We start from the raw sequence: 25,914 nt of genomic DNA on the forward strand, positions 1-25,914 counted from the left end.
AAAACTCCTGTTCTACGATGTGTAAAAACTATCTAACTGCCTTTGCTAACGTGCCCGAAAAGTCATATTTCCCCCTCGCGCGCGTACTGTTCACGAAAGTACCGAGTTAACGCTTCAATTCTTCCTGAATATACTTAGCTAAATTGGGTAATGTTTCCTCAACACCTTTTTTCAGGAACTCTTTTTTAGCCGTTGGGCGTTTAAACTTCTGCTTAACTTTCGGGTCATGCACATACGCGGCATAGCTGGCGGAATAACCAATACGCCCCGTTACTCGTGTGCCGTTAACGGTGACTGTTCGAAACTGGCTATTAATCAATGTCGAGGTATCGATAGGCGTATAGACTGCGGCTTGTGCTCCAGCGTCGATAAGAAACCGCTGCATAGCTAAAGACACTCTTTGCTGAACATGGCTAACATAGCGGTCAAAGCTACCGTTTCCTTTTTTACTGACAACTTTTACTTTTATCATTGCTGTACTCCAATAAAACCAAAGGGCAGATTGCTGCCCTATACATAATTACAAAGAGCCTGTCGCCTTCCTTGGGGCATTATGGTGAGTTGCCATTGCTCCGCTTATCTCGCGTCCATCGATAATGTTACGGACAACGATATTAACCACGTCACGCTCGTTTAATCCTCGTTCTGCGGTTACATCAACTGTTGCGCCTGAGGCTTGCTGGTACACGTTGATGATCGGAGGTAATCGACTGCCGCCCTGTAAATCTTTGTTTGATATAACTCGCCCATTGTCACCAGGGATCATGTATTGCTTGCCCGTACTCGCTTGGAATATCTCAGGCTTACCATTTTCACCGACACGATAGTATTTACTCGCATCAACTACCCCACCATGCTCACGCCCACCACCAAAACTAAGCGCAGACATAGCCATTCCTGATGCTTGCGCCCCTTGATAGGCTGATAATCCTGTCCCTGATGCGGCTCCGCCCGTTGCGATAGATGCCGCTATTGCCGCAGGTGTCCAAGCTGCCAACGCTGCCGCACCTCCCACCTTAGCCGCTAGTACATTTGCTACTTGCGCAGATTTACCAATCGTTTGAGTAAGTATGAAGTTTTTAAGCATCTCCACACCAACCTGAGCAATGGAGTTTACAACACTGTTTAGCATCGTATTACCTAACGAACGCAACGCCTCGGACGCATCCATTGAGCCAGTGATTAACCCTGTCATGACGTTTGAAACATTACCCGCCAGAGAATCAACCGCTGAAGCTAACATTTCATAGCCTAGGTTCTGCTGCCTCATTAGTTCCCATTGTGCCGCTAACTGCTGCTGTTGATACTCTTTCTCTGCTGCGGTTCTGAGTAGCTGATATTGCGCATCGGTTGCCGCTTTCGATGCGGTGAACTGGTCATGGCTAATTTGTTGTTTTGCATAGGCTTCATTGAGTATTTGTAACTCTTGCGCCTTGTATTCTTTCATCATGGCCAACTTCTGAGTATGCTCATTAGCCAATGCCTGAATTGGGTCAAATTTAGCGCGGTTTTCCTCAATGTAATTCACTGAGGCATTGATTTTGATATCGGTCATTCCCTGATTAAATGACACCATCGCCTCACGCCCCATGCGCTCAAAATCCTCCTTGTTGATGAATCCCTCATCTAACAAACGCTTAAGGGTTTTAACTTCCTCACCAAAGGTATGCGCCAGTTTTAATTCTGGGGTGACTTCTTGAGCCGCAATAAAATCATTCACGCGCTGATTGAGGTCAAACAGTTCCGCAGCCTCTTTTGAGATAGCCGCTTTTTGTTTCTCTGTTGCCTGCGCTCCGAGTCGCTGAACGGCTTCATAGATTGCCATTTGGCGGTTAACATCGGCTGCGCCACTTTCCAGTAATCCATAGCGTTTTTTCAGTGTGGCCAACTGCTCACTCTGACGTTTTATCGCTTCATTCGCTTGGTTGGCGGCTTTAGCTGATTTGTTACCTTTTGATTTACTGCTTAGCGCGGCTTCTTGGGCTTCACGTAACTTGCGTATGGCTTCAATGGCTTTCGGGAGTTCGGTATTGTAGGCGGCTGAACCTTGTTTTAATCCCATTTGCATAAGGAGTAATGAGGCGTTGTATTCATCCAGTGCCGGCTTACCGTCTTTCATGCCAATTGTGAGGGCTTGGGTGCGCTGCTCAATCTCAGTAAGCGAGTTAGCAAGGTTCAAGCTGACCGTTTTATCAAATTCATCCGTTAACTCTTTGATTTTCTGTTTAAATATTTCAGAGTCTTTAACAAAGCCGTCAGCAATCAACGCCTTTTCTAGCTCTTTGATAGCCTGTTCTTTCTTAACTGCTGCCTCGCTGCCTAATTCCAGTGATCGGGCTACTTGTTGGTTAGCATCAATCATGCCTTTAGCTTGGCGTTGGTAAATTAAATCGGCTCTGGTCAGTTCGTCTGTTTGTTGCGCTCTAACCTTAGCAATATCAGCGGCTTTTCCTTGCGATACCGTCCAGCGTCGAATATTTTGCTCACCTTCAGAAATAAGTAGCTCATATTGTTGCTGTTTTTTAGTCAGCTCCTTGATTGCGTCAACATAGCTGTCTAGCGCATAAGTAGAGCCTATTTCTCCATCTTGTTCTTTAAGTTTATTAACTGCCTTTTCAATTCTGCCAAGTTCTTCTCTATGGGCTCTGAGATCCACATTTACAGCTTCAAGGCTTTTTTTCTGTCCATCTAGCTCTGTGGTTGTTTCCGCTATCTTCTCGCCTAAACGATTAGCCACAACACGCGCCTGTTTTGCTGACAGTTCGTCGATTTTATCAATCCACTGATCTACCCTGTCGTTAAACTCTTTAGTTGCGGTATCATCGTTCATGGCGTTATATAATGCGTAAACACCTGCGGCAGCTAAAAAGAATACGCCAGTAGGACCACCTAATAATCCCACTGTGCCCCGTAACCCTTGCATAGCGATAGATTGAGTTTTAGCGGCTTGTGCTGCGCGGTTATTCGCTGCGGTCACTGCGTCCGTTGTGGTCGCTAGTGTGGCTTTCGCTTTTTGCTCTAATGCTAATGCCGCATTTAATTTATGGGTTGCGTTGGCTTCAACTTCTTTCGCTTTAGCGACTTGAGCCTCAACACGCGCAATTTCTTTCCCTGTTGTGGCTAAATGCGTTTTGATTTTGGTTTCTGTGGCGTGTAGAGCGTTGCTGGCTTTGGTGACGCGTTGTAGATTTTCCTCACTCGCTGCCATTTGATAGGTTATTTCGGCATCCTTGAGCTGTACCGCCTGTCGTGCTCTCAGTGACTCTAAATCACGTTGCTTGGCATCATTAGCCGCTTCTAGTGAATAAACGTGCTCTAACGCTGCCTGAGCCGCTTTTAACTCGGCTTGTGCTGATACGGTCAGATTTCTAGCGTTAATGACTTCTTGGGAGGCTGCGGCTTGTAATGCCTGTGCTTTCATTTGAATAGCGCGAGTATGTGAAACCTCGGCTTGTGTAGCGTTAATCGCCCCTTGAGTATGTTGTAAGAGTGAGGAGGTGGCACTGCCAATATTAGAAATATACCCCGCACCTAATAACCCAGAGACATTACTAATTACCCCTGTAAAACGCGCATTCGCGCTAGTCGCTCTGTCTGTAGCGGCTGATGCTGCGCCAATTTGCCCTGTTAACTCACTCATTTGACGTGATAAGCGGTTAATTTCAGGCATTTTTAACGCACTGGAAACGGCCATTGCTGTTTTATCAAAACGGTAAAAGGCTTTCGACGTATCATCAGCCTGTTTACCCATTTCAGCCATTTTGCGCTTTGTTTCTCTAATCGCTTTATTCGCTTCAAGCAAGCTCTCAGTCTCACCATGTATTTCTATTGTATAACCTTCACCGTGATACGTCATGATTGTTCCCTCTAATTAATGCACGGCTGATAAGCCACTGACATTACCGTCACGTAATGCAAAACGAGTCATTTCGCCAATCACATAAATACACTGATCTGTGATGGAATAAGGCTTGGTAAATACGTTTAGGTAAGGAAGCAATAAATCACATGCTTTACTCTCAACATCGAACGACTCACCACGAGACTTAACAATCGATACCGCATTATCAAATAACCCTGCCGCCAGCAACTCAGGGATCACTTCGCCTGTAATGCCGTTATAAGTCACTAATGTTGTTCCCGTTTCCGCTTTTAGCCCATCAACATAAATCTGAGCTATAGTGCTTGCTAACTGTTGTAACTTTTCCATTAGAACCCCTCTCGCTGTAAGGCATCACTTAATAGACCTTGAATTAATTGACCAATAGGCGCTCGTTGAATGAAAACATCTTTTTCACCCTGTTTTTCTTTAAATTTTTTAACACGATCTACTATGTCGCTTTCAATTGACACTGCCTTGAAGGTTCTTTTTTGCTTATCCATGATTATTTACCCACCCTGTAGTTATATACACTACAATTATAATCCAGAGTAAAAAATAAACAACAATATATTGCTATAAATAATCGAAAGTATAGAAATATTTTCTACCTATCTTGGCTTTGATGGTATTAAGACAACAAAAAAACCGACTCAAGGTCGGCTTTTGTTTTTTAGGTGGGTTCTAGTTTAGAGGTTTTGCATAGTTGGTTAGAATGGCTAATTTACCATCTTTATCTCTAATACCAACTGAAACTAACACTTTGTACCCTTCTTTGTCGTATTCAGCCTTTATCTTGCTACACCCTATTTTATTTAGGCAAGCAATAAAGTTTGATTCATCCTCAATTTTAATTATTTTATTTGTTGGATCACCATACGCTACATTCACCTCATCAACCGCATTGTTAAATTTCTTCATTACTTCTTGTTGGCTTGTTTCACCCAATGCCTCTGAGCGTAATACTTGAACCAACCCTAGTTTTTTATTAAATATTAAAACCGTTGATCCTGTAACTCCGCTTGGAGTATTGGTTACCTCACACACAGGGAACTTACATCCTTCACCATCTAAGTTTAACTTTTGGATATCCTCCACCGACTGCCCCCACTTAAAGCCGTAGGGTGCTGGCGGACTGTTATCACATCCCGATAGAAACAAAGCCAATAGAGCCGTTATCATGATTTTTTTCATTTGGTGATCCCTTTAGTTGATAAGGCCAATTATACATAACCGCCTCGGCTTATGCTTTGGCGGTTGTTACCTTGCTATTTTTTAGCCCATTCCGCCAGCTTTTTCTCTGCTATGGCTTGCTGTTCTGGTGTAATTTCTCCATTAGGTTGCCCGAACATATCAAACCGATTGCCGCCCAGAGTAAGAGCTTTCAAATAAGCCTTGCGGCTGATGTATGAGCGTAATCCCTGTTTAATGTGGCTCTCGGGGATATCCAGCTCTTTATCTTTAACCTCGGCAATCATAGCTTCCTTAATGCCAATCATTAGCGGCTTGGCTTCTGGCTCACTGAATAGCGTCCAGTGCTTCGCTATACGGTCGATACGGTGTTGTTTCTTCTTCGCGTGAACATCTGCCTTGTTTTTCTTCTTCGGTTGCTGTGGGGCTTCCTGTGGCGTTTTAGCCTGTATGCTTTTTTGGGCGTTCGTCGCTGGTGGATTTTTCCGTTTTAGTGTCAGTGTTTGAGTGCTCATTTAAATATCTCTCTATAGGCGAAAATCGATTTTTCTTTGGGATAACGGGATAAGTTGATTATTTACATTTAATATCATCAGGTTAACTTATCCCAAACACCCTATTTTCTTATCCCAGACTTTTTATTTTTGGGATAACTTTGGTTTTTAATTAACATTTATAACAATTTATTATCATTACCTTTGGGATAGCTTGGGATAACATGGGATAAATAGAAGTAACCTAACTTAATAATACTGTTATCTTTTTTAGTTCTTATCCCGTTATCCCACTTATCCCAGCGTTTTTGATTCATCACAAGGATTCTGTTCTGGCTGGCTATTCTTCCTCACTATCAATTAAGACAACAAATCGCTGCTGGCTACCGTTGATGCTGATAGTTTTACCGTCTACGCGCCCTGATTCTGGTCTGACTAAAACACCTGCCTCGTCGAGTGCTTCAGCCCCTAGTTTCTTTTGGATGCCTGAGAGTATTTCATCTTCGAACACTGACGGGATAATGTGATATTCGTCCTTGCCGTCCTCTCTGCGCCCAGAAACCAAATAGCCCGCAAGGTTTGTTATCCTGCCTGCGTAAGTTCGGTCTAGGTCTCCGTTACGCTTGCCATAGGTGTATGGCTGAAAGCGATTCAATCCATAGCGTTGAATGAAATCCCTTGCCCGTTTAACAACTTGGTATTTTTCGCGGTTCCCTGTGCCGTAGTTCTCCAGCCACTCATTGAAGCTATTACGAATAAAACGGCTACATTCGGCAATATCCCAACCCGTTATTGATGTTGCTAGCTCTGCGGTAGCGTCCAACATGGCAAAACGGGTAGCGACTCGTTTAACCTGCGGTGATGCTTCTTCGGGTAAACTCGATAACCATTCGTTTTCTTTGAAGGTTACTTTCTGGTTGGCCATGTCCTGATTGTTGGCTAAATATTCAATCCATGCCCTACCGACTGCCCCGCAATGCTGCGTTGATGCGCGTTTTATTGCTCGTGAATGCAAATCACCATCATCAAGGCTGTGAAACTCAACAGTATCGGTAAATGGCACGCTAACCAACCGCACTAATTGCCCTGCTTTGGGGGTAACGCCATTACGAATGAGGTAAGTTTCAAAATCTTCCTCACCCGTTGATAACGCCACAATCGCCCAACGTAAAACGGCTTTGTTTCCACCGTCTTTATTGCCTTGTATGCGCCCCGTACCATTGAATAGGCTGTAGGCACTTCCTGCGACATGCCGCACATCGTTACCCTGTCCAATTTCATCAATCGGCATAAACCCATCATTTCGTGAAGCGGCTTCAATCGTTAGCCCGTACTTCGTCGCATCCCATGTTAATTTCAGTTCATCGGGTACACCGTAGATACTTGAGGCAGCTTCTACAGTGGTGGTTTTCCCTGCTGAGGATTGAGCAAATAAGTGAATGCCAAACGAGCTACCGCCCGATAATGAGTTCAGAGGGGCAGCTAACGCGACTAAACCACCTAAAATCATGGATTGGTTGCCTTTCATTAAATTACCGACATTCTTCCGCCAGCTTTCCGCGGTTCCCCTGACGATATAACCCGCAACGGCAGACGTTCCGCCACAAAAAGCAACAGGGCGGCTAGGTGTGCCAATAATATGACCATCAGGCATCACGTATGCCCCATCATGCCAACCAGCGGTATGTGTGATCGTCCATTCGTCGCGCGTTCCTTTTCGCTGAAGATAGTTAGCCAGTAAATCCAATTGACCGCGCTTAGTTGTGATATTTACGCCACGGGAGCGCAATCTTCCCCATCCTTGAGGTGAGCCTAATTCACGCCTCGGAATGGCTTCATAAATTATGCGGTTGCTGCCCTCTTGCTTCATTTGGATAACTAAATAACTGTCTTTGCCATCAGAGCCAATGCCTACCGTTGCCATTTCATCCGAAAACCATGTTTCTTTTTCGTCAATTTCGCCCGTCGTGTTGTTTTGTTTGCGTTCGATGTAATACAAACCACCGTGACGCTTATCAAAAAATGGGGCTAAATCATCGTGTGTTCTAACTTTCTTTTTCGCGTCAATTTGGATCACGTTATCCTCTTTCACTTCCTCACCTTCCTGCTGACCCACTTGAGCATTAAATGCCTGTCTTGCTGCCTCAATACCGTGTGATAAGCGATAATCATCCCAATCGGCTTTATCATCGGTAGGCGGTAAAACCGTAATGCCATTGACTGCCTTAGCTGCCCTTTCTGCAGCCAATTTCCCTGTATTGTCTTGGTCTGGCTTAATATCGTTGTCACCTGCAATGATAATCTTGCTCTCTGGGTACTTCGCCCGCATCACCTTAGCCACATGAATTAAGTTACCCGCATCAATTGCCGCTACTGTGTGCGCTTCTGGTTGAATTAACTGGCACGTCATGGCGGTTGCCAATCCTTCAGCGATAATCACCGTAGAAACATTTACAGGCTCATTGATAGGGTAATAGCTGCCATTCTTCGTACTATCGAGTAATAGCCGTTTATCGCCATTGGGTTTAATGGTCTGTGCGGCTGTAATTGTGCCGTCAGTGTCTATCAATGGAATAATTAGCGAACCATCAGACAATAGAGTCACGGTGGTACTATCAAACCCTTTCGCCTTGAGATACTCAGACTCGCCCTGTTTAGCTTTGGCAATAGTGCGGTTGTATCGCGCTGTAAAACGTTTATGCTTCTCTATCTGCTCGTTAGCTTGGCTCTGGGCTTGCTGCGCTTTCAATGCGTCCTGTTGCGCTTTTACCTCATGGCTACGGTAGGCTGGTGGATTATCTGAACGGGTATCAATTCCAATCATGCCAGCCACTTCATACGCGGCTTCTGTCACGCTACTACCCAGAACACGCTGAACTAAGTCCAACCCATCACCCGAGCCGCACTGACTACAAATAAATGTGCCGTTGCCGTCTTTGTCGTCAAATCTAAAACGGTCTTTACCGCCACAGTGAGGGCAAGCCGTGTGCGTGTTTAGGGGCACTTCTGCCCCGAGGTTAGATAATATGTTTTGCCATTGGCCGTTAGCTTTCAGCTTTACATCACGGATAACATCAATCGGCTTCATTCTCTGCGCCTCCAGCTGGTTCAGCCATTTCATGAGACACACTTAAAACAGATTGATATAACGCCTCGCCTTCCAGAGTAAGACGCCCACAATCTACCGCTTTAGTTAATGCTTCTAATGCGGCCGTTTCGTATTCCTCAAACTGGTCTATTAGCGGCTCAATAAAGCAAACCTCAGTTAAGAAACAAAGGTACTCAATCGGTGAAATTTGTTGTTTGTTAGTACGGCCTTGGCATGTTTCCGTGTAGGTGTAACATTCCTCAAAGTCATTCGGGCGGCTTTTAAATACAGCAAAGGCAAAGGCTTTCAGCGCATCATCAAGCGAGTTCGCTTTGGTTTTAAATGGGATAATGTTACTCATTGAAATGCTCCTTTGTTCGCCAGTAAATGGGTTAAATTATTAATCATGATCCCCCCTATCAGTGAAACACTGGCATAGTGCCAACTTCACTAGAACGAGCGATTTTCATAAGGCCATCATGCAAGATAGTTAGCCCCTTTCGCCCTTTTTCAGAGAGGCGATTTCCCACTTCTGGCTGCATATTGATAAAGTCCATGTAAGCCCTGATAACTAACTGCCGCCCCATTTCCTGCCCGTATTGCTCACAAACAAAGTCCTCCATATGCGTAGTTAACAACGCACGTTCGCCCGATGGATAAACCGATATCCCCGAACCGTTATCGCTGTAATACAGCGTGGCAATATCTTTGCCGCCTCGCTCATTGTCGAGTTCAATAACGCCATGTTGATCTCTTAACTCTTGAACAAATGACGCAGCCACTACCCAACGGCATAAAATCAACGTTTGCTCTAATGTTGGGTTAAACAAGCGTTCTCGTTCACCTTTTGAGATTGCCAATACAAGCTCAAACCCCATGAGCAAATCCGTGTCAAAATCACCAGCATCAAGGGATTTAAGCGCATCGTCGTAACTAATCACCTCGTTAAGCTGATCATTCTCACGATAAACGACCAATACACCTGTGGCACCATAGCCAAAACTGGCAACGTTACGTTTGATAAATAAGCTCATTATTTGCTCCCTGCCGCTTCGTTCATTTCATCCCTAATCGAATAAACAACAATCAACACTGCCCAGATCATGTTTCTGGTTTCGCCACACTCTTCAGCTTCCAGCCACGTAGAAAGTAAAGTAATTAGCATTAATACTTTTGCTTTGTGCGGCTCTAGTAACATTTCCACTTCGCGTTTCTGTTCCTGATTCATTACTTCACCTCACGCACATAGTTAATTCGAATACTGGTTAAACCGTCTCGTTGCGCTTCTCGCATCACTTGCGATTGAGCGTCTTTCTGGGTGGCTGATATCACACGTTTGCTAATACCTAGCGTTAAGCCTTTTGGTGTTGTGCCATATCCTGCGATTTGAAACGTTCTCATGAGCGATAATCCCCCATATCCTGAATGTGTAGCTGTGAGGCTTGTTCAATGGCCATTACCATTGGTTTAAGTGCTTTCTTCTCCTTGCGACGTAGGTTCATGGCATAACTTCCGCGCCTACCGTGACCTTGATAAGAGTCAGCCTCTAAGCGGCTAATCAAGTTCTGAGCCTCACCAATTGGCATGGCTTCAAGTTCCGCCAGCGTGGGTATTTGAATGTGTTTAATTTCGGGAAACTCAGACAAACGAAAGTAGCTGTTAACCATTGAGCGTTGGACCTGCCACGACAAATCATCAGTAAATGGCTTGGCAACCATCAAATAACCTGATTCAGTGATAAGCATTAGCTCTTTTGCTTTTCCGCCTATTTCTAGTTCGGGCAACTCGGTACGTATTACGTACTTAGTGAGCAAAAAGTAATCTACCCCATCAATGAAGTGTTTTTTATGCGTGTTAAATGTGCGCTTTGCTGTACCTTTCGGGCGTTGGTGTACCTCGTCAATCATGGCAAAGGTCACAACTCGCTTACCTTGATACATAAATGGGCTTAAGCTGGTGGCATTGATAGTGACCTGTCTCATTTCATCACCTCCGCTAACCTAGTGATTTCTTTCTGCTGAGCACACACAAGGCGGTTAACTGCTCTCAGAAGAAAATGCGTATCGGTATCAGCTTCATTCTCTACAGCGGTTAACAGTGGGATTAGTAACGCTTGGAGTTCTTCGTTAATATGTTCGACTTCTTCTAAGGTAGATAAGTGACCAACTTTTAATTTAACTGTTTTCATTTGGTCGCCTCCTCGAGGGATTCGCATATTTCTGCGTTGAAGTCATACGCAATAGAAACGAGGTCGATTAACTCACGCGAACAATCGCTACTCACTTGCTCCAAGATAACGGCAAGCAATGAATTATTTTGCTGCGCTTTGTATGCGGCTCTGTCTAATGGAATAGGCTTGCTCATGCTTCCCCCTCAGATACGGCTTCTTCTGCTGTCTTGCTGATAATTTCAATTAGCTGAATTTTGAGTTCTGCTTCATCACGTTGGTTCGATAAAGACAAAGCGGCTTCTGCTAGGCGTTGGATTTTGTTCAATGCGTCAGATAGGCGTGAAATACTCATGCTTTCACCTCCTGTGCCACAATTTCCTCTTGAAGAAATACACAAACATCACCTGATAACTTCGCCATAAGAGAAGCCAAAGTGGATATTTCACTGTCTTGTAACTGGTGCGGGTGTGATTCAATGAGCAGGTTAATTAACTCAATCTGATGCGCCTTTTCAGCGGCTTGATGAATATTGATATCTGCCATGATTAAGCCCTCCCTGCATAGGTGTATTCGTTGCTGAACTGGCTTAATGAGACAATGACAGGACTATCAAAGCCGTCTCTCTGAAAGGTCACACGGTTGAATTGAACCGATAAAACTTTGACGGTTTCACCATTATTTTTGTGAGTGTAGAAATCATTAGGTTGAGGGTTACGCATGAGCCACCTCCTGAGCAGGTAAGCGACCAGCGAATGACAGAATGTAATCACGTACAAACATGAGTCTTGCATCGTGTTCGTTCGGTGCTGTAACAGCAATACGGCAAGGTTTAGCGGTGTAATCGCTACGGTTTAACGCGAGGAATAACCATCTGTACGATTGGTTAGGGGTGAGACTAGTCCGCCCTGTGACGGGTGTGTTAAACTTACTCATAGTTACCTCGATAGTGTGATTATCGTTGGTGATTAGATGCCCTGTTAGTGTTGACGCACTACAGGGCATTGCTTTTTTATTGGGATAACCTGTGTTATGGTATTTACCAATTAATAATAGGCTATCATAGTGGTATTTACCAGTGCAAGATAAAAAAGAAAAGAAAGCATTTAATAGATCTCGAAGCACCATGAAAATGATTCGCTTTGAAGATGACTTACTCGAACAAATAAACTCAGTTATTGGCGATGAGCCATTTAGCGCATGGGTTAAGACAGCCTGTCGTAACGAGCTGGAAAGATTAGGTGTTAAGCCTAAAAACTGATATTTGCCATACCAGAGAAGTAAGCTAATATTAATATTCTCACTTGCTCGATATTCAATATCGACGTTTCCAAGGGTAGCCGATTGGCTGCCCTTTTTTATGGACTGACAAAACTCAATTCGTTCCTTTTTTATGGTGTCTAATAACTCAACTTTTCCCTTTTTTATGGACTCCAAAAACTCAATTACTTTGCCTTTTATGGACTCGCAAAACTCAATTTTCCCATTTTTTGAGATGAACGAATTCAAATAGCGGGATTTCCCGACGTTAGAAAGGTGAGAAAAATCACCTTTAGCAAATGGTGTAAATTCTCCACCTTTTGCGCTCCCCCGTTTTGGGGTGCTCAAATGTTCGCCAGAATTACAACCTGAGAAATATTCCCCTGATTGATTTCCCGTAAATTTGGGTGATTGATTGGCGTAAATTTTCGCTAATACATCGGCTAAAGTTTTAGCTGATTGCTGAGCAAATAATTTTGCCGAGTGCTGAGCCAAAATATTGACCGAGTAACCAGACGAAATTTTGTCTGATTGACTATAACTTGAAGTTAGGTTCAAGATGGATAAAAGGGCGTCCACTTTAACCGACTCCCCACCTGCCAGTAGGGAATCATTCACTTGGTAGGCAATACCCTTTATTGAACATAGGGTAATCATTGCGCCACCTCTACACGTTGCGCTAACCACTTCTGAGACAAGCCGATTAATTTGTCCTTGCGTGCGTGATAGTCCATGCCTAGCTCAATTAACGTTGTATTCGTCTGCTCAAGGTATGAAAGATGCTCTAATTGTGTTTCGCTCATGGCATCACGAGGATTGCCAATAATGCCGTTCTGCTTCGCCCATGCCTTAGCTGTAAGCCCACCTAATACAATACGGTTCAGCATGTTTGACTCAGTCGTGTAATGGTGTGGTAGTGTGTTTTTACCTTGCTCCATGCGTGCCAGCTCTAACGCTGAACACATCGGCTTAAAGTAACTAGCCACTTTGAGGCGTGATTTAAGTTGATGGCGTAATTGCTTGGTGATAGTTGGTGCGACTTTGTGAAGCGCTTCCTCGCACTTGATAAAGTATTGACGGATTAAGCGGCCTTGTTCGGTACGCTCAACCATGCCAAGTTCTTTGGCCATATTGAAAGTGACTAGGTACTCGTGTTTGATTTGCTGTCTAGATTTTGCGCTACTCAAATTTGAGTTGCTCAAAGTTTCCACAACTAAATAATCTATCCCTTGGATAAATCCATATTCATTAATGCGACGCTTGATCCAATCGGTTAGTCGAGTGTCTATCCCTAGAGCTTCATGTAATGAGTTGGCACTGACACAATTAATTATTTCCCCATTCAATTCATGATTAATAATAGGCAACATATCGGCGAAAGTTGTTTCGTTAATATCGTTTAACTTGATTTCAGGGTGAGCGAATCCCTGACCCATTACGGTCATTTTATTTTTCATATTGTTATTTCCTTATTATTCGGTAGGGTACTGCGACAAAATTAATTCAGATTGTGATTTCGAAATACCTTCATATCCGCCAGCATTGGCGCGTTGGTTGATGAGGTTAATTACCTTCTGCGCGTCTTTCTGGCTGCGAATGCGATAACGGTAATGTGATCCAATGCCGTCTGGGTTCGGCTCATCGATGCGCTCTAAATTAATATTTAATTTGCGTTCCAGTTCTGAGCAGTAATTACGGAAAGAAGATAAGCGACAATATTTCAGGCCGTCATTTTCTGTAATTCCATTTGCACCAGAACCAACAATATAAATAAATCCACGCTGTTTTTTTGGTGTGCGTTTGGTTATAATGGCGGGGCAATTTCCAATATCATTACTGATATCAAAGCCGCCTCCGCAAGGGCGGTTTTTCTTTTCCATTATGCTACCCCGCTTTGTGATTTCTTAGCTTCAGCCCATGCGCGAATCTCTTTCGCATCATAGACAAAAAAGCCTTTCTCAATCTCAAATGACTTAGGTAATTTGCCGTCACGCTCCCAGCGATAACGAGTAGCATCAGAAATGCCTAGAAAGTCGGCTGTATGACGTAGACGGGCGTAACCGTCCATAGGGTAAGGTGTACTGATTTTAGCGCGAGGTTTGCGCTTCGATGATTGCTTCTTCATGTGTCTAACCTTTTGAGAGTTGGTGTAGACACATTGAATATTAATTAAATAAACAAAAATAGGTGATCGTTTTTAAAATAGGGTAGAAAGTAAAACCATAGGGTAATTTACCTACGCTTCCATCCCATCTCATCAAGGCAATCACTTACAATACTTCTCAATAGCTTATCATCCTTTATTGGCGATGCTCCCTCATCAAATAAAATAGCCTCGTGGTTTATAATTAATTTCGCAACTCTACCTTTTATTATTATGTTATTTTTATTTCTATATCTATCATCATCTGAATCATTGTTTGATGGGTACAATACAAGCAGCTTATCGATTGCTTTTTTAATTTGAGCTCTATTTTTGATTGCTTTCTTTTTTGATTGATGTATTTCTAGTTCTTTTGATAAGTGCTCAGAGTTTTTCTGTATAAACTCAGTCGCTTCTAAGTATTCGGATTGAGATATATGACCGCTTTCAGTCATTGATTTATTAAACTCTCCATTCATAATCCTTATTACATCTTCACATGTAATGTATAAATCACTAGCTGAAACCTTCATTTCCACAGGCAACCATGGCTCAATAAATGATTGTTCTGGACTGAAAAAATCATTATGCAAAAAAAGCCTTGTTGGCAATAATGACTCTGCGTTGCTTTCAATTTCATCAACTGTATAAGATGGCAAAACCCATAAACCGCTGGCTGTAATGTCCAGACCTAGTCCGTATTTTTCTGAATCATCTTCTTCACATAACCAATAAAAAGGATATTGCTTGCTATTTAGAGGGGTGCATACATCCTTAACAAATCCGAATCTGGATAACGAGCATATTTTAAGCTTTGGAAAAATATCATCGGTGTTTCCTCCCCAATAATATACACTCCCCATGGCATTAACTAACTCCTCGCTCTCATGCCACAAGTAATACTTTGCTATTACAGAATTTAATTTGATTAGGCAATTAATGTCTTTCATTACAGCTAAGTTAATTAAATCACTAACCTGCAATGACAATAACTCTGCCGCTCGACTTAACTTGCAATACCTAAAAAGGATTTGCTTCTCCATCACGTCACCTTTAACGCGCCTTAAAGAATACCGTATCAGATAGGTAAGGTTTCCCACTTTTCGCCCCGTCGAGCTAGATACGGTTTAAACTTGTTATGCTTTCTTACTCATTGGTACAACATTATAGTCTGATCCACTCTCTAATGCTGTAAGCAAATCAGCCCATTGTGATAATGCTTCTTTTCGTTCATCAAAGTAATCATGGCGGTTATACACTCCCTCAATACCTTTTACCCTGTGATTTAAACACCTCTCTGCTATCTGTGGCTCAATACCTAATGCTGATAGGTGAGTTCGCATTGTCCTTCGTAGGTCATGGATACTGAACTGAATAAACGACTCAGGCAATGATGAAAGAATGCTTTCAAGGTTCTTATTTAACGTTGTCTTATTTATCGTTTTATTTTTACCTGTGCCTGTTCTTCTGGCAGGTAATACATATTCACTACCACAAGCCATTACCTTTAATTGATTAAACCACTCTATAACAGGCTTACTCAAAGGGATATCTATAGCGTCACCAGTTTTGCTTCTCTCTGATGGGAAATGCCATACCGCATTATCTAAATCAATCTCGCACCATTTAGCCTCGCATAATTCCATCTTACGCAAGCCAACAGCTAGAATTATTTTAAATGCTATTTTGTTAGATTCTGGCAATGTCGAACTATTCAGCGTTGAAAGGAATAATGTCAGCTCATCACGGGTTAACCACCGTTCGCGTTTACTTTCCATTCCGCCAGCATCAGAAATACCAAAGGCTGAGGCTGGATTGCTATCTATCATCTGTCTACGAACTGCATAATCAAAAATACGCTTTAACCAACGTAGCGATTCATCAGCGGTAAATGGTGAGCCTCTATCCACGATGGACTTTATTAATAGATCAACATCTTTTGGCTTCACATCCTCAATTTTCATTGAACCAATAACAGCCGCGATATTTTTATCTATCAGCTTTTTAGATTCCTCATGTTTTTTTCTTTTTGGCTTTATTTGTCGCTCGTAAAATTCATCAATCAGCCCAAACACTTTAACCGCTTTATCTTCGCGCTGTATTCTCTCTAACGCCTCGGCTTTTTGTCGCTTTATATCTCCAGCAACATCAACGCCTAAAATAACCTTTGCCGATAACTCTCTAGCAATTTCACGCGCTTTCATTAGGGTAATATTGGGGTATGTCCCGATAGAAACTATTCGGGCTTTTTTATTGAAGCTATATCTAAATCTCCAGCTTGGGTTTTTGTCATTCTTTGAATATCTAAGATAGAGCCCATTTCCGTCAGCTTTACCCTCGAATCGTTCATTTGAATTTATCCAAGCCTTAATTTGTCTATCGTTTAAGTTTGGCATTTTGTGCAATTTCCAATCAATCGATAACTTTTACAAAAAGCTATTAATTTCTACAACTTAAAACGCTGTATGTTTTTTGGTCGTTTTTAGGTACAAGCTCAGGTACAAGCAAAAACGGCTATTACGTGACTACTTCTGATTGCCCGTGAATTACATTATTAATTATTATCAATGAGTTAGATTGTGAATTGATATACTCTGATATGCTAAGAACGCCTATTCAACACTTTCGGAATAAAAATTGAGAATACTGTACCATACGGTTGATTTTCTTCAATAATCACCGCACCATTACAGCGTTTAATATAGGATGCTACCAAGTAAAGCCCAATACCGTGGTCATCTGATGTTTCTGTTTTTGTTGTCACTCCGCGCTCAAACCATTTGTCTTGGATTTCAATAGGAAATCCACAACCTTGATCTACCACTTCAATAACAATATCTTTTCCTTCATCAGAAAGATACAACTCGACTTGTTGATTACCCTGACCATTTTTCAGGCTCGCTTCAAATGCATTGTCCAGCAAATTGCCTAATATTGCACAAAACTCAGTACCACTTAGCGAATCAGGTAAATGATGTAATTGACTACCCGGTGTAAATTTTAGCTGTAGGCCCAACTCTTTTGCACGATGATACTTACCAAATAATAGGCCAGCCACTTGTTTATCAGAAAACTGCTCCTTCAGTGCATCAATTAATTGTTGCTGAGATTCCGATTCTCCTTTAATTAAAGCCAATGCTTGGTCGTATTCTTTCATTTGCAATAAGCCACTTAAAGTTGACATCCAATTAAGATGTTCGTGGCGTAAAGCGCGCAAATTTTCAATATATTGGCGCACTTGTGTCAACTGAGAATTTAATGACTCAATGTCGTTTTGGCTGCGAAAACTAATTACCGCACCAATGAGATGCTCCCCATCGCGAATAGCAACTCGGTTCGCAATCACATTTAAACCATTAAACTCGCAAATGACATCATGTTTTGTCGTTGAAATATCGGTAATAAAAAAATCTGCTGGCGAAATATGCTCAGAAACTAAAGTCCCGGTAAATTGACTTAGAGGCCCACTGAGTGACAGCATTTTCCTCGCATTCGAGTTAATATTAATTATCTGCCCCTGTATATTCACCGCAATAACTCCTTCAAATACGGCATCAAATATTCCTTTTTGCACTAAGACTAATTGGGTGATTTCCTCTGGTTCCATGCCTAACATTTGTCGTTGTATTAAACGCGTAAAAGCCCAAGAGAGAAATAATAAAATAACCAGCACACCAAGAAAAGTCGCTCCAGTTTGTACAAACAGCTCACTACGGGAAGTGTCTATTTTATTCGTGAGATAGCCAATAGAAACAACACCGATAACTTGGCCTTTTTCATCAAATATTGGCGTTTTCGCTCGCATCGCGTTACCAATAGAACCTTCCCCTCCAATAAAATAGCTTTCGCCGCGCTCTAAAGCTCCCGGCTTATTCCACTGCATTTGGAAGCCAATTTTTTGGCTATTCGGATGATATAAACGGATTGAGTTTTCGTCGCCAATCACCACGTAATCATAATTAGAGTCCTGATTGAGCTTATCCGCAATCACCTTTAATTTCTCGATGTCTTTATTTTTAACTGACTGTACAACACCATCTATAGACGCTATCAATTTAGCTTGGCTCATTGCCAGTGAACGAATATTCGCAATCAACCGTTTTTCTGCGGTATCTGTAAAATACTTACCAAGCCCAAAGGTCAAAACAACAGAGACCAGCAATAAAAGAAAGAACACACGTACAGAAAACGAGATGGAGTTTGCTTTCTTTAATGAAGTGAATGAGTATTCTTTTTTCATTTGCGATCTCGTTACTAACTGAAAAGTAAAAAATTTGTTAATTTATAGAATGGCAATATAACGGATAAACTGGCATAGAGCCAAAGGTATAATACACATATTAATAATTAAACACATTAAAACCAAGCAATAAAACACATATCCCACAATTAAAAACTTTAAAACCATTAAACAAATACAATCTCATTTAAGAAACATGAAATAGGTCAAATATATTAAATCTAGTATCTTTAATATTATTATCGAAAAGGATAATTAAATAAAAATTTATATTAAAACCAAAAACAAAATTAGAAAAATATTTATTTAATTAACTTTAACATTAGCAACATTTTAAAAACATCTCTAAAAGAGATGCAGGATACTATTATGTTCGAAAACATAACGTTTAACCAGGTAAAACGTCATGAGAACAGGAAACTTGCTGAAATAACTCAGTTTTTAAAGGAAAACGATTTAGAACTTGATGCAAGCATCGACGTTTTTATTACGATAACTCGCAATGAAAAATTAATTGCATGTGGAGGGTTAGCTAAAAACGTTATTAAATGCGTTGCTATTAGCGATGATGTTCGAGGTGAAGGCCTTGCCTTAAAGTTAGCAACTGAACTTGTTAATCTCGCCTATGAAAATAATACCACTCATTTGTTTATTTATACAAAGTTTCAAAATGAAAGTTTATTCCAACAATGTGGCTTTCATACCATCGCAACCGTTCCTGATGTCATGGTATTGATGGAAAATAGTTGCTGTTATTTAAAGCGCTATATTGAAAGTTTGAAAGCGCAACGTAAAGAAGGGAAAAAAATTGGTGCGATAGTCATGAACGCCAACCCTTTCACCCTTGGTCATCGTTATTTGATAGAGCAAGCCGCTAAAGCCTGTGATTGGCTACATTTATTTGTAGTCAAAGAAGATACATCACGCTTTCCTTATAAAGTAAGACTCAATTTGATTGAGGCGGGAACAAAAGGGATTGAAAACCTGACGATCCACAAAGGCTCCGAGTATATTATTTCTCGTGCAACCTTCCCTTGCTACTTTATTAAAGACAAAACGGTTGCAAATAACTGTTATACCGAAATCGATATTAAGATTTTTCGTCAATATATCGCCCCTGCTCTGGGGATCACTCACCGATTTGTAGGATCAGAGCCTTTTTGCCAAGTCACTAATCAATATAACCAAGACATGCGCTTTTGGCTGGAAACGGATGCTATGAATTTTCCACCTATAGAACTCGTTGAATTAGAACGAACAGTCATTAATGGGACAGCAGTATCTGCTTCTCAAGTCAGAAGACTGCTCGCTAAAAAAGATCTTGCGGCAATTAAAGCCATTGTGCCTGAAGCAACATACCAATATTTACAAGAGATGCTCGCCAATCAGGCCTCGGCGACCACCAGTCGCACCGAAAATTCTGAATTAGCAATAGGTGAAATATGAAGATAAAACATGCAGCAGTCGCCGGCACGCTTGAATCTAGCGATGTCATGGTTCGTATAGAACCCTTGGAGGATACACAGGAAGTCTCAGTGCAGATAACCAGTAGCGTCGAAAAACAATTTGGCGATGCCATTGCGCAGATCGTCGAAGAAATGATACAGCAGCATGATATTCAAGGTGCACAAATCATTGTCGATGATAAAGGCGCATTAGAGTGCGTACTAAAAGCGCGTTTAGAAGCGTTATTTGCGCGTGCATGCGATATCGACTATCTGCCTTGGGAGGATAAATAATGACTCCAGAACAAAAATCTCGTACACGTAGAAGCATGCTGTTCGTACCAGGCTCAAACGCAGCAATGCTAAGTAACTCATTTATTTATAAGGCTGATGCCTTGATGTTTGACCTTGAGGACTCCGTTACATTACGCGAAAAAGATACGGCTCGCCGCTTGGTTTACCATGCTTTGCAACACCCTCTCTATCAAGATGTTGAAACCATTGTTCGAGTCAATGCATTAGACTCGGCATTTGGTGTAGCTGATCTTGAGGCCGTCGTTCGTGGTGGAGCAAATATCGTTCGCCTACCCAAAACAGATACTGCACAAGATGTCATTGATATTGAGAATGAAATCTTGCGTATTGAAAAAAATTGTGGTCGCGAAGAAGGCAGTACTGGGTTGCTCGCAGCAATTGAGTCTCCGATGGGGATCACACAAGCAGTCAATATCGCCCATGCATCACCAAGACTTATAGGCATCGCATTAGGTGCCGAGGACTATGTCCGCAATTTGCGCACCGAGCGGTCTCCCGACGGCATTGAACTCCTCTATGCTCGGTGCGCCATTTTACAAGCCGCTCGCTCAGCGGGTATTCAAGCTTTCGATACCGTTTATTCTGATGCAAATAATGAAGAGGGTTTCCTACGAGAAGCCGCTCACATTAAGCAACTCGGCTTTGATGGCAAATCATTAATTAATCCAAGACAAATTGAGTTACTTCATAACCTTTATGCGCCAACTCAAAAAGAAGTCGACCATGCGCAACGTGTTGTAGAAGCCGCTGATGCCGCCGCCCTTGAAGGGAAAGGGGTTGTTTCATTAAACGGCAAAATGGTTGATGGCCCAGTGATTGACAGAGCCCGCCTTGTATTATCACGTGCGGCATTATCAGGAATTCGGGAAGAGTGAGGCAAAGAACATGACAAACAATACTCAACGCCAGGCTCGCGTAGCAGCCTACTTACAATCAGATGCGAATGAAACGCCTCGTGAATTCAAAGATATTGGCAAAGTGCAACAACAGGTACAAAAACCGAGAAATCGTAAACTTTGTGAGGATTTACAAGTCGCAATCCGTCGTTCTGGGTTAAAAGATGGCATGACAATTTCGTTCCACCATGCGTTTCGCGGTGGTGACTTAACCGTCAATATGGTCATGCAAGTCATTGCTGAGATGGGATTTCGAAACTTAACTCTGGCCTCAAGTTCACTGAGCGCTTGCCATTCCCCTTTAGTTGAGCATATCCGCCACGGTGTTATTCGCAAAATTTATACATCAGGTATTCGTGGCCCATTAGCGGAAGCGATTTCACGCGGTGAGCTAGCAGAGCCCGTACAAATTCACTCTCATGGAGGGCGAGCCAACTTAGTTCATAGCGGTGAACTTGCCATTGATGTGGCCTTTATTGGTGTACCTTCGTGTGATGAATATGGTAATGCCAATGGATATACCGGAACAGCCTGCTGTGGCTCTTTAGGCTATGCCAAAATTGATGCCGAAACCGCTAAAAAAGTGGTGATGCTGACAGAAGAACTCTTGGATTACCCTCATAATCCTTCCAGTATCAAGCAAGATGAAGTGGACTATATTGTTAAGGTCAAACGAGTCGGAGATGCTGATAAAATTGGGGCTGACGCCACTCGCATGACATCTAATCCTCGTGAACTTTTAATTGCTCGAACCGCAGCTGATGTCATTGAAAAATCGGGCTTCTTTAAAGATGGTTTTTCTCTACAAACGGGGACTGGTGGGGCATCCCTCGCGGTAACTCGTTTCCTTGAAGATAAAATGAAACGCCATAATATTACTGCTGGATTTGCTTTAGGTGGCATCACCTCGACCATTGTCGACTTACATGAAAAAGGCTTAATTCGCAAATTATTAGACGTTCAAAGCTTCGATAAAGCCGCGGCTGAGTCACTCGCCCGTAACCCAAACCACATTGAAATCAGTGCCAATCAATATGCCTGTTTTGATTCAAAAGGGGCGTCTGTTGATATGCTCGATGTGGTTGTACTGAGTGCATTAGAAATCGATACTCGCTTTAATGTTAACGTATTAACGGGTTCTGATGGTGTTATTCGTGGTGCTTCCGGTGGCCATAGCGATACTGCTGTTGCCGCTAAACTGTCTATTATTGTTGCCCCTCTGGTACGTGGACGTATACCAACATTAGTGGATGAGGTACTCACTTGCGTAACGCCGGGTTCAAGCGTAGATATTTTAGTCACTGACCACGGCATCACCGTTAACCCAGCTCGCCCTGAATTAAAACAGCAACTTGAAAGCCAAGGCATTAAAACCGTTTCAATGAGCTGGCTAAGAGAGCGCGCACAATTACTCACAGGAACGCCTAACCCCATTGAGTTTACAGACAAAGTGGTTGCAGTAGTGCGTTACCGTGATGGCTCAGTCATTGATGTTGTTCATCAAGTGAAGGAGTAAACTATGTTTTGCCCACTGCCTGATACTCAAGAGCAATTTGAAACTTCCTTACCTGAACTACTAGCGAGCCGTGATGCCCGTCAAGCTCGCCAGTTACAGTGGATTGGTCTCCATCAGGTAACCTTGATTTCATTTACTGTCGTTTTTCCGGGAGCCGTCAAAGACAATTCCCTCGTTAGGCATGTTTTTAATCAGGGTCTAAATGCGCTTAAGCAAATTGCTTTATGCGGGCAGTGGGTACTTTTATCGCAGCAATCATGGGCATTAAACACTGGACCGGAATGTTTGGTTGCTGTTGATGCCGATGCCATTGAAGTCAAAAAAGCGTTGATTCAACTAGAAGGCTCATCCCCCATTGGGCGATTATGGGACTTTGATGTATTTGATGCCAAGGGGCAGCAATATTCACGTAGTCAATTAAATCTGCCACCAAGACGTTGTTTAATTTGTGAAAATGAAGCCAAAGTTTGTGCCCGCCAGCGGACGCACTCAATTAATGAAATTCTAAATAGAATTAAGGAGTTGGCTAATGCAACTTGTTAAACAATATAATGTCATTAATGAAAAACTAGCTGATTATTATAGCCAGCTAGCTTGGCAAGCCATGCTTGCAGAAGTGAATTTAACTCCTAAACCGGGACTTGTCGATAAACACAATACGGGTGCACATAAAGATATGGCGCTCACTGATTTTTATTTGAGTGCCAATGCGATTGCAAAACACTTTCCTCGTTTTTTACATGCAGGAGCTCAATATAAAGACCTTTCCTTAGAATGCGTATTAATGGAAATCCGCCCTATTGGCTTGGATTGTGAAACTGCCATGTACCAAGCAACCCAAGGGGTCAACACGCATAAAGGCAGTATTTTTTCCTTAGGTTTAGTATTAACCGCCATCGGCCGTTTAATTGCACTACAGCAAGCTATTTTTCCTCAAGCAATTAGTCAATTAGTCGCAGGAATGTGTGCAGGAATTACCAACGAATTAAAACAACCCACACTCCAACCAACAGCTGGTCGCCGCTTATATGAACAATACGGCTTAACAGGGGCGAGGGGTGAAGCTGAAGGAGGCTATCAGTTAGTGATAGAGCATTCCCTTCCTTATTATTTACAACAACTTGTAAAAGGCAAGACTAACGATATTGCTCTACTCGATACCTTAATTTTATTAATGAGCCTGAACAATGATACCAATATTGTTAATCGTGGTGGGATAGCCGCCTTAACATGGATAAAACAACGAGCGACTCAATTATTAAATGCAGGGATTAATACTCATGATGATTTAGCTCAGATTAAGCAATTTGATCATGAATGTATTGTGCAAAATATCAGCCCCGGTGGAAGTGCAGATTTACTCATCCTAACATGGTTTTTTGCTCGAATAGCAAATCAAAATTTAAATAAAAATCTCATCATTATTAATACAGGAAGCGATTAAAAAACAAAATTAATTAAGAAAATAAAAACCAATTAATTATTTATTAATTTAAAACAAAAAATACGCTTTAGAGTGAAATTTCAATGAACAATATCAATTCATTATATTCATTCAAGATGCAGCCATATTAAAAATTGATAGTTTAACAAATTCCTAATATTAAAGTTCATTCAATTTAATATTAAATAAATTTAATATTGATTTAATCAAGGAAATTGGCTTATGCAAAAAGAAAAAATATGGAAGCTATTAGTTTTAATAGCCATTCCAATTATTATTGCTTTAATACCTACCCCGACAGGGTTACCTCATATTGCTTGGTTATTATTCGGTCTTTACCTTGCTGCTATCGTTGGACTGGTATTAAAACCCTATTCTGAACCTGTCATCTTGTTAGCCACTATTGCGGCAAGTGCCGTCATTATTGGTGTAACCGGAACCAAAGATGTTAAAGCCAGCGAAGTTCTTAGCGGATATGCATCAGGCACCACATGGCTGGTATTTGCGGCATTTACACTAAGTGCCGCATTTGTCATCACCGGCCTTGGTAAACGCCTTTCCTATATCTTAATTGGTAAGTTAGGTGGCACGACACTTGGGCTTGGCTATGTCACTGCGATCCTTGATTTAATCATCGCACCCGCGACACCGTCCAATACCGCGCGTGCGGGAGGGATTGTGTTCCCTATCATCAATAGTGTAGCGGTAGCTTTAGGGTCTGATCCCGAAAAAAGCCCACGTAAAGCGGGTCACTACTTGCTGATCAACGTATACATGGTGACCAAAACCACCAGCTATATGTTCTTAACCGCGATGGCACCGAATGCATTAGCACTTGCCATGATGAGTGACATTATGGGCATACATTTAAGTTGGGGGGGATGGGCGCTTGCTGCATCAGTTCCTGGCTTAATTATGCTGATTTTAACGCCATTAATGATCTACAAACTGTACCCACCTGAGCTGAAAAAGGTCAATAACAAAGAGATCGCGGCAAAAGGCCTTGAAGATTTAGGCCCAATGACCATACGTGAAAAATTACTTGGTATTATCTTTATCATCGCGCTATGTGGCTGGATTTTCTCTGATTTCATTGGCGTGAGCGCATCGAGTGTAGCTATCGCAGTGATGGCATTAACCCTGATCCTCGGCGTTGTCACTTGGGATGACGTCTTGAAGAACAAAGGCGGTTGGAACACCCTGATTTGGTACGGTGGTATCATCAGTATGTCTGGCGTGCTAACTAAAGCCGGTTTCTTCAAATGGTTAGCCGACACGATGAGCCAATACCTTTCTTTCGGTGACCAAGCAATGTTGGCGTTCTTTGTCATCATGTTCATCAGCGTTGCCATACGTTACCTATTCGCATCAGGCGGGGCCTACGTCGCAGCAATGGTACCCGTCTTTGCCACCGTTGGTATGGTAGCAGGCGCACCTCCAATGTTACTGGCTTTAGGCTTACTGTTCTCCAACGCATACGGTGGAAGTGTAACTCACTATGGCGGCGCTGCGGCACCTATCATATTCGGTGCAGGCTATAACGATATTCGCTCTTGGTGGATTATTGGTGGGTTAGTGGCCTTCATTAGCTTATTCGTACACATGACTATCGGTTTAGGCTGGTGGGAAATTTTAATCAGTACTGGATTAATTTAAGTACCAGCGAGGGTGCAATTTTTATTGCGCCCTCTTTATTTATGTCTTCATTAATTTTTCAGTCTCTCTGTCTATTTGCAACCTTATTTCAAAATTATTTTTATTGAGAGGAAATTGCGAATCCCCCCAAGCCACACACACAAGTATGTGACTTCGGGGACTAAAAGAAGCCAACACCG

Annotated in this window: 32 protein-coding genes; 7 read left to right on the top strand and 25 right to left on the bottom strand. The window is 42.2% G+C overall.

What is annotated here, in order from left to right; all coding sequences use genetic code 11:
- Positions 1-106 precede the first annotated feature (106 nt).
- From ACLPIE_RS04490 to dpiB, 25 genes are all read right to left on the bottom strand, one after another.
- Positions 107-472, bottom strand: coding sequence for an HK97 gp10 family phage protein (locus ACLPIE_RS04490; RefSeq protein WP_166185453.1), 366 nt, complete (start codon positions 470-472; stop codon positions 107-109).
- Positions 473-520: 48 nt separating this feature from the next.
- Positions 521-3,856: a coiled-coil domain-containing protein gene (locus ACLPIE_RS04495; RefSeq protein WP_181488324.1), complete on the bottom strand. Its 3,336-nt coding sequence runs from the start codon at positions 3,854-3,856 to the stop codon at positions 521-523.
- Positions 3,857-3,871: 15 nt separating this feature from the next.
- Positions 3,872-4,210, bottom strand: coding sequence for a hypothetical protein (locus tag ACLPIE_RS04500; protein WP_004906508.1), 339 nt, complete (start codon positions 4,208-4,210; stop codon positions 3,872-3,874).
- Positions 4,210-4,383, bottom strand: a complete 174-nt coding sequence (locus ACLPIE_RS04505) for a 3-hydroxybutyryl-CoA dehydrogenase (RefSeq protein ID WP_080641485.1) — start codon at positions 4,381-4,383, stop codon at positions 4,210-4,212. The genes ACLPIE_RS04500 and ACLPIE_RS04505 overlap by 1 nt, the downstream gene beginning before the upstream one ends.
- Positions 4,384-4,564: 181 nt before the next feature.
- Entirely contained in the window at positions 4,565-5,074 is a 510-nt protein-coding gene (locus ACLPIE_RS04510; RefSeq protein ID WP_004906510.1) for a putative periplasmic lipoprotein, read from the bottom strand.
- Positions 5,075-5,148: 74 nt separating this feature from the next.
- Complete coding sequence (locus ACLPIE_RS04515; protein ID WP_181488326.1) at positions 5,149-5,586, bottom strand: ProQ/FINO family protein; 438 nt, start codon at positions 5,584-5,586, stop codon at positions 5,149-5,151.
- Positions 5,587-5,744: 158 nt separating this feature from the next.
- Positions 5,745-5,882, bottom strand: coding sequence for a hypothetical protein (locus ACLPIE_RS04520; protein ID WP_165119736.1), 138 nt, complete (start codon positions 5,880-5,882; stop codon positions 5,745-5,747).
- Between the two features lie 23 nt (positions 5,883-5,905).
- Entirely contained in the window at positions 5,906-8,653 is a 2,748-nt protein-coding gene (locus tag ACLPIE_RS04525; protein ID WP_209122266.1) for a DUF927 domain-containing protein, read from the bottom strand.
- Complete coding sequence (locus ACLPIE_RS04530; protein WP_004265397.1) at positions 8,640-9,014, bottom strand: hypothetical protein; 375 nt, start codon at positions 9,012-9,014, stop codon at positions 8,640-8,642. Before ACLPIE_RS04530 ends, ACLPIE_RS04525 begins: the two co-directional genes overlap by 14 nt.
- A gap of 58 nt (positions 9,015-9,072) precedes the next feature.
- On the bottom strand, positions 9,073-9,687 hold the full coding sequence (locus ACLPIE_RS04535; protein WP_181488330.1) for a hypothetical protein: 615 nt from the start codon (positions 9,685-9,687) through the stop codon (positions 9,073-9,075).
- Entirely contained in the window at positions 9,687-9,881 is a 195-nt protein-coding gene (locus tag ACLPIE_RS04540) for a hypothetical protein (protein ID WP_181488332.1), read from the bottom strand. The genes ACLPIE_RS04535 and ACLPIE_RS04540 overlap by 1 nt, the downstream gene beginning before the upstream one ends.
- Positions 9,881-10,054, bottom strand: a complete 174-nt coding sequence (locus ACLPIE_RS04545; RefSeq protein ID WP_165880165.1) for a hypothetical protein — start codon at positions 10,052-10,054, stop codon at positions 9,881-9,883. Before ACLPIE_RS04545 ends, ACLPIE_RS04540 begins: the two co-directional genes overlap by 1 nt.
- Positions 10,051-10,635 carry an ORF6N domain-containing protein gene (locus ACLPIE_RS04550; protein ID WP_181488334.1) on the bottom strand — a complete coding sequence of 195 codons (585 nt, stop codon included), beginning with the start codon at positions 10,633-10,635 and terminating at the stop codon, positions 10,051-10,053. The genes ACLPIE_RS04545 and ACLPIE_RS04550 overlap by 4 nt, the downstream gene beginning before the upstream one ends.
- A complete protein-coding gene (locus ACLPIE_RS04555) occupies positions 10,632-10,841 on the bottom strand; it encodes a hypothetical protein (protein ID WP_105880952.1) in 210 nt (69 codons plus the stop codon). Before ACLPIE_RS04555 ends, ACLPIE_RS04550 begins: the two co-directional genes overlap by 4 nt.
- A complete protein-coding gene (locus tag ACLPIE_RS04560; RefSeq protein WP_004255431.1) occupies positions 10,838-11,017 on the bottom strand; it encodes a hypothetical protein in 180 nt (59 codons plus the stop codon). Before ACLPIE_RS04560 ends, ACLPIE_RS04555 begins: the two co-directional genes overlap by 4 nt.
- Entirely contained in the window at positions 11,014-11,175 is a 162-nt protein-coding gene (locus ACLPIE_RS04565) for a hypothetical protein (protein WP_004255433.1), read from the bottom strand. The genes ACLPIE_RS04560 and ACLPIE_RS04565 overlap by 4 nt, the downstream gene beginning before the upstream one ends.
- Positions 11,172-11,366 (bottom strand): hypothetical protein, encoded by a 195-nt coding sequence (locus ACLPIE_RS04570; RefSeq protein WP_165119740.1) that lies wholly within the window; start codon positions 11,364-11,366, stop codon positions 11,172-11,174. The genes ACLPIE_RS04565 and ACLPIE_RS04570 overlap by 4 nt, the downstream gene beginning before the upstream one ends.
- Positions 11,367-11,368: 2 nt before the next feature.
- Complete coding sequence (locus ACLPIE_RS04575) at positions 11,369-11,542, bottom strand: DUF4222 domain-containing protein (RefSeq protein ID WP_210783525.1); 174 nt, start codon at positions 11,540-11,542, stop codon at positions 11,369-11,371.
- On the bottom strand, positions 11,535-12,737 hold the full coding sequence (locus tag ACLPIE_RS04580) for a host cell division inhibitor Icd-like protein (RefSeq protein ID WP_430260060.1): 1,203 nt from the start codon (positions 12,735-12,737) through the stop codon (positions 11,535-11,537). The genes ACLPIE_RS04575 and ACLPIE_RS04580 overlap by 8 nt, the downstream gene beginning before the upstream one ends.
- On the bottom strand, positions 12,734-13,537 hold the full coding sequence (locus ACLPIE_RS04585) for an antA/AntB antirepressor family protein (protein ID WP_430260062.1): 804 nt from the start codon (positions 13,535-13,537) through the stop codon (positions 12,734-12,736). Before ACLPIE_RS04585 ends, ACLPIE_RS04580 begins: the two co-directional genes overlap by 4 nt.
- Positions 13,538-13,552: 15 nt before the next feature.
- Positions 13,553-13,960, bottom strand: coding sequence for a hypothetical protein (locus ACLPIE_RS04590; protein ID WP_004265094.1), 408 nt, complete (start codon positions 13,958-13,960; stop codon positions 13,553-13,555).
- The gene (locus ACLPIE_RS04595; RefSeq protein ID WP_430260065.1) at positions 13,960-14,205 is read right to left on the bottom strand and encodes a helix-turn-helix transcriptional regulator; all 246 of its coding nucleotides are present in this window, start codon (positions 14,203-14,205) and stop codon (positions 13,960-13,962) included. Before ACLPIE_RS04595 ends, ACLPIE_RS04590 begins: the two co-directional genes overlap by 1 nt.
- Before the next feature lie 107 nt (positions 14,206-14,312).
- Positions 14,313-15,266 carry a hypothetical protein gene (locus ACLPIE_RS04600; protein ID WP_430260067.1) on the bottom strand — a complete coding sequence of 318 codons (954 nt, stop codon included), beginning with the start codon at positions 15,264-15,266 and terminating at the stop codon, positions 14,313-14,315.
- A 93-nt stretch (positions 15,267-15,359) separates the two neighbouring features.
- Positions 15,360-16,619, bottom strand: coding sequence for a tyrosine-type recombinase/integrase (locus ACLPIE_RS04605; RefSeq protein WP_430260069.1), 1,260 nt, complete (start codon positions 16,617-16,619; stop codon positions 15,360-15,362).
- Positions 16,620-16,825: 206 nt separating this feature from the next.
- Positions 16,826-18,463, bottom strand: coding sequence for a sensor histidine kinase DpiB (dpiB, locus tag ACLPIE_RS04610; RefSeq protein ID WP_430260071.1), 1,638 nt, complete (start codon positions 18,461-18,463; stop codon positions 16,826-16,828).
- A gap of 369 nt (positions 18,464-18,832) precedes the next feature.
- Between dpiB and citC the strand changes: the two genes are divergently transcribed.
- The 7 genes from citC to ACLPIE_RS04645 all read left to right on the top strand — a co-directional run bounded on the left by citC (position 18,833) and on the right by ACLPIE_RS04645 (position 25,735).
- Positions 18,833-19,909, top strand: coding sequence for a [citrate (pro-3S)-lyase] ligase (gene citC, locus ACLPIE_RS04615; protein WP_430260073.1), 1,077 nt, complete (start codon positions 18,833-18,835; stop codon positions 19,907-19,909).
- A complete protein-coding gene (citD, locus tag ACLPIE_RS04620) occupies positions 19,906-20,202 on the top strand; it encodes a citrate lyase acyl carrier protein (protein ID WP_430260075.1) in 297 nt (98 codons plus the stop codon). Before citC ends, citD begins: the two co-directional genes overlap by 4 nt.
- Complete coding sequence (gene citE, locus ACLPIE_RS04625; protein WP_430260077.1) at positions 20,202-21,098, top strand: citrate (pro-3S)-lyase subunit beta; 897 nt, start codon at positions 20,202-20,204, stop codon at positions 21,096-21,098. Before citD ends, citE begins: the two co-directional genes overlap by 1 nt.
- Before the next feature lie 10 nt (positions 21,099-21,108).
- The gene (gene citF, locus ACLPIE_RS04630) at positions 21,109-22,635 is read left to right on the top strand and encodes a citrate lyase subunit alpha (protein WP_430260079.1); all 1,527 of its coding nucleotides are present in this window, start codon (positions 21,109-21,111) and stop codon (positions 22,633-22,635) included.
- Between the two features lie 3 nt (positions 22,636-22,638).
- Complete coding sequence (gene citX / locus ACLPIE_RS04635) at positions 22,639-23,178, top strand: citrate lyase holo-[acyl-carrier protein] synthase (protein ID WP_430260081.1); 540 nt, start codon at positions 22,639-22,641, stop codon at positions 23,176-23,178.
- Positions 23,165-24,079, top strand: coding sequence for a triphosphoribosyl-dephospho-CoA synthase CitG (gene citG / locus ACLPIE_RS04640; RefSeq protein ID WP_430260083.1), 915 nt, complete (start codon positions 23,165-23,167; stop codon positions 24,077-24,079). Before citX ends, citG begins: the two co-directional genes overlap by 14 nt.
- Before the next feature lie 222 nt (positions 24,080-24,301).
- Entirely contained in the window at positions 24,302-25,735 is a 1,434-nt protein-coding gene (locus ACLPIE_RS04645; protein WP_430260085.1) for an anion permease, read from the top strand.
- Positions 25,736-25,914 lie beyond the last annotated feature (179 nt).

The organism is Providencia sp. Me31A (assembly GCF_050487165.1).
Taxonomy (GTDB): domain Bacteria; phylum Pseudomonadota; class Gammaproteobacteria; order Enterobacterales; family Enterobacteriaceae; genus Providencia.

Excerpts from the sequence above, each read along its gene's own strand:
- ACLPIE_RS04550 (WP_181488334.1), bottom strand. The coding sequence starts at position 10,635 with ATGAGACAGGTCACTATCAATGCCACCAGCTTAAGCCCATTTATGTAT.
- ACLPIE_RS04575 (WP_210783525.1), bottom strand. The coding sequence starts at position 11,542 with ATGCGTAACCCTCAACCTAATGATTTCTACACTCACAAAAATAATGGT.
- dpiB (WP_430260071.1), bottom strand. The coding sequence starts at position 18,463 with ATGAAAAAAGAATACTCATTCACTTCATTAAAGAAAGCAAACTCCATC.
- ACLPIE_RS04500 (WP_004906508.1), bottom strand. The coding sequence starts at position 4,210 with ATGGAAAAGTTACAACAGTTAGCAAGCACTATAGCTCAGATTTATGTT.
- ACLPIE_RS04545 (WP_165880165.1), bottom strand. The coding sequence starts at position 10,054 with ATGAGAACGTTTCAAATCGCAGGATATGGCACAACACCAAAAGGCTTA.
- ACLPIE_RS04515 (WP_181488326.1), bottom strand. The coding sequence starts at position 5,586 with ATGAGCACTCAAACACTGACACTAAAACGGAAAAATCCACCAGCGACG.
- ACLPIE_RS04560 (WP_004255431.1), bottom strand. The coding sequence starts at position 11,017 with ATGAGCAAGCCTATTCCATTAGACAGAGCCGCATACAAAGCGCAGCAA.
- ACLPIE_RS04495 (WP_181488324.1), bottom strand. The coding sequence starts at position 3,856 with ATGACGTATCACGGTGAAGGTTATACAATAGAAATACATGGTGAGACT.
- citE (WP_430260077.1), top strand. The coding sequence starts at position 20,202 with ATGACTCCAGAACAAAAATCTCGTACACGTAGAAGCATGCTGTTCGTA.
- ACLPIE_RS04490 (WP_166185453.1), bottom strand. The coding sequence starts at position 472 with ATGATAAAAGTAAAAGTTGTCAGTAAAAAAGGAAACGGTAGCTTTGAC.
- citG (WP_430260083.1), top strand. The coding sequence starts at position 23,165 with ATGCAACTTGTTAAACAATATAATGTCATTAATGAAAAACTAGCTGAT.
- citF (WP_430260079.1), top strand. The coding sequence starts at position 21,109 with ATGACAAACAATACTCAACGCCAGGCTCGCGTAGCAGCCTACTTACAA.
- ACLPIE_RS04555 (WP_105880952.1), bottom strand. The coding sequence starts at position 10,841 with ATGAAAACAGTTAAATTAAAAGTTGGTCACTTATCTACCTTAGAAGAA.
- citX (WP_430260081.1), top strand. The coding sequence starts at position 22,639 with ATGTTTTGCCCACTGCCTGATACTCAAGAGCAATTTGAAACTTCCTTA.
- citD (WP_430260075.1), top strand. The coding sequence starts at position 19,906 with ATGAAGATAAAACATGCAGCAGTCGCCGGCACGCTTGAATCTAGCGAT.
- ACLPIE_RS04520 (WP_165119736.1), bottom strand. The coding sequence starts at position 5,882 with ATGAATCAAAAACGCTGGGATAAGTGGGATAACGGGATAAGAACTAAA.
- ACLPIE_RS04530 (WP_004265397.1), bottom strand. The coding sequence starts at position 9,014 with ATGAGTAACATTATCCCATTTAAAACCAAAGCGAACTCGCTTGATGAT.
- ACLPIE_RS04585 (WP_430260062.1), bottom strand. The coding sequence starts at position 13,537 with ATGAAAAATAAAATGACCGTAATGGGTCAGGGATTCGCTCACCCTGAA.
- ACLPIE_RS04540 (WP_181488332.1), bottom strand. The coding sequence starts at position 9,881 with ATGAATCAGGAACAGAAACGCGAAGTGGAAATGTTACTAGAGCCGCAC.
- ACLPIE_RS04605 (WP_430260069.1), bottom strand. The coding sequence starts at position 16,619 with ATGCCAAACTTAAACGATAGACAAATTAAGGCTTGGATAAATTCAAAT.
- ACLPIE_RS04580 (WP_430260060.1), bottom strand. The coding sequence starts at position 12,737 with ATGATTACCCTATGTTCAATAAAGGGTATTGCCTACCAAGTGAATGAT.
- ACLPIE_RS04505 (WP_080641485.1), bottom strand. The coding sequence starts at position 4,383 with ATGGATAAGCAAAAAAGAACCTTCAAGGCAGTGTCAATTGAAAGCGAC.
- ACLPIE_RS04510 (WP_004906510.1), bottom strand. The coding sequence starts at position 5,074 with ATGAAAAAAATCATGATAACGGCTCTATTGGCTTTGTTTCTATCGGGA.
- ACLPIE_RS04645 (WP_430260085.1), top strand. The coding sequence starts at position 24,302 with ATGCAAAAAGAAAAAATATGGAAGCTATTAGTTTTAATAGCCATTCCA.
- ACLPIE_RS04565 (WP_004255433.1), bottom strand. The coding sequence starts at position 11,175 with ATGAGTATTTCACGCCTATCTGACGCATTGAACAAAATCCAACGCCTA.
- ACLPIE_RS04600 (WP_430260067.1), bottom strand. The coding sequence starts at position 15,266 with ATGGAGAAGCAAATCCTTTTTAGGTATTGCAAGTTAAGTCGAGCGGCA.
- ACLPIE_RS04535 (WP_181488330.1), bottom strand. The coding sequence starts at position 9,687 with ATGAGCTTATTTATCAAACGTAACGTTGCCAGTTTTGGCTATGGTGCC.
- ACLPIE_RS04590 (WP_004265094.1), bottom strand. The coding sequence starts at position 13,960 with ATGGAAAAGAAAAACCGCCCTTGCGGAGGCGGCTTTGATATCAGTAAT.
- ACLPIE_RS04570 (WP_165119740.1), bottom strand. The coding sequence starts at position 11,366 with ATGGCAGATATCAATATTCATCAAGCCGCTGAAAAGGCGCATCAGATT.
- ACLPIE_RS04525 (WP_209122266.1), bottom strand. The coding sequence starts at position 8,653 with ATGAAGCCGATTGATGTTATCCGTGATGTAAAGCTGAAAGCTAACGGC.
- ACLPIE_RS04595 (WP_430260065.1), bottom strand. The coding sequence starts at position 14,205 with ATGAAGAAGCAATCATCGAAGCGCAAACCTCGCGCTAAAATCAGTACA.
- citC (WP_430260073.1), top strand. The coding sequence starts at position 18,833 with ATGTTCGAAAACATAACGTTTAACCAGGTAAAACGTCATGAGAACAGG.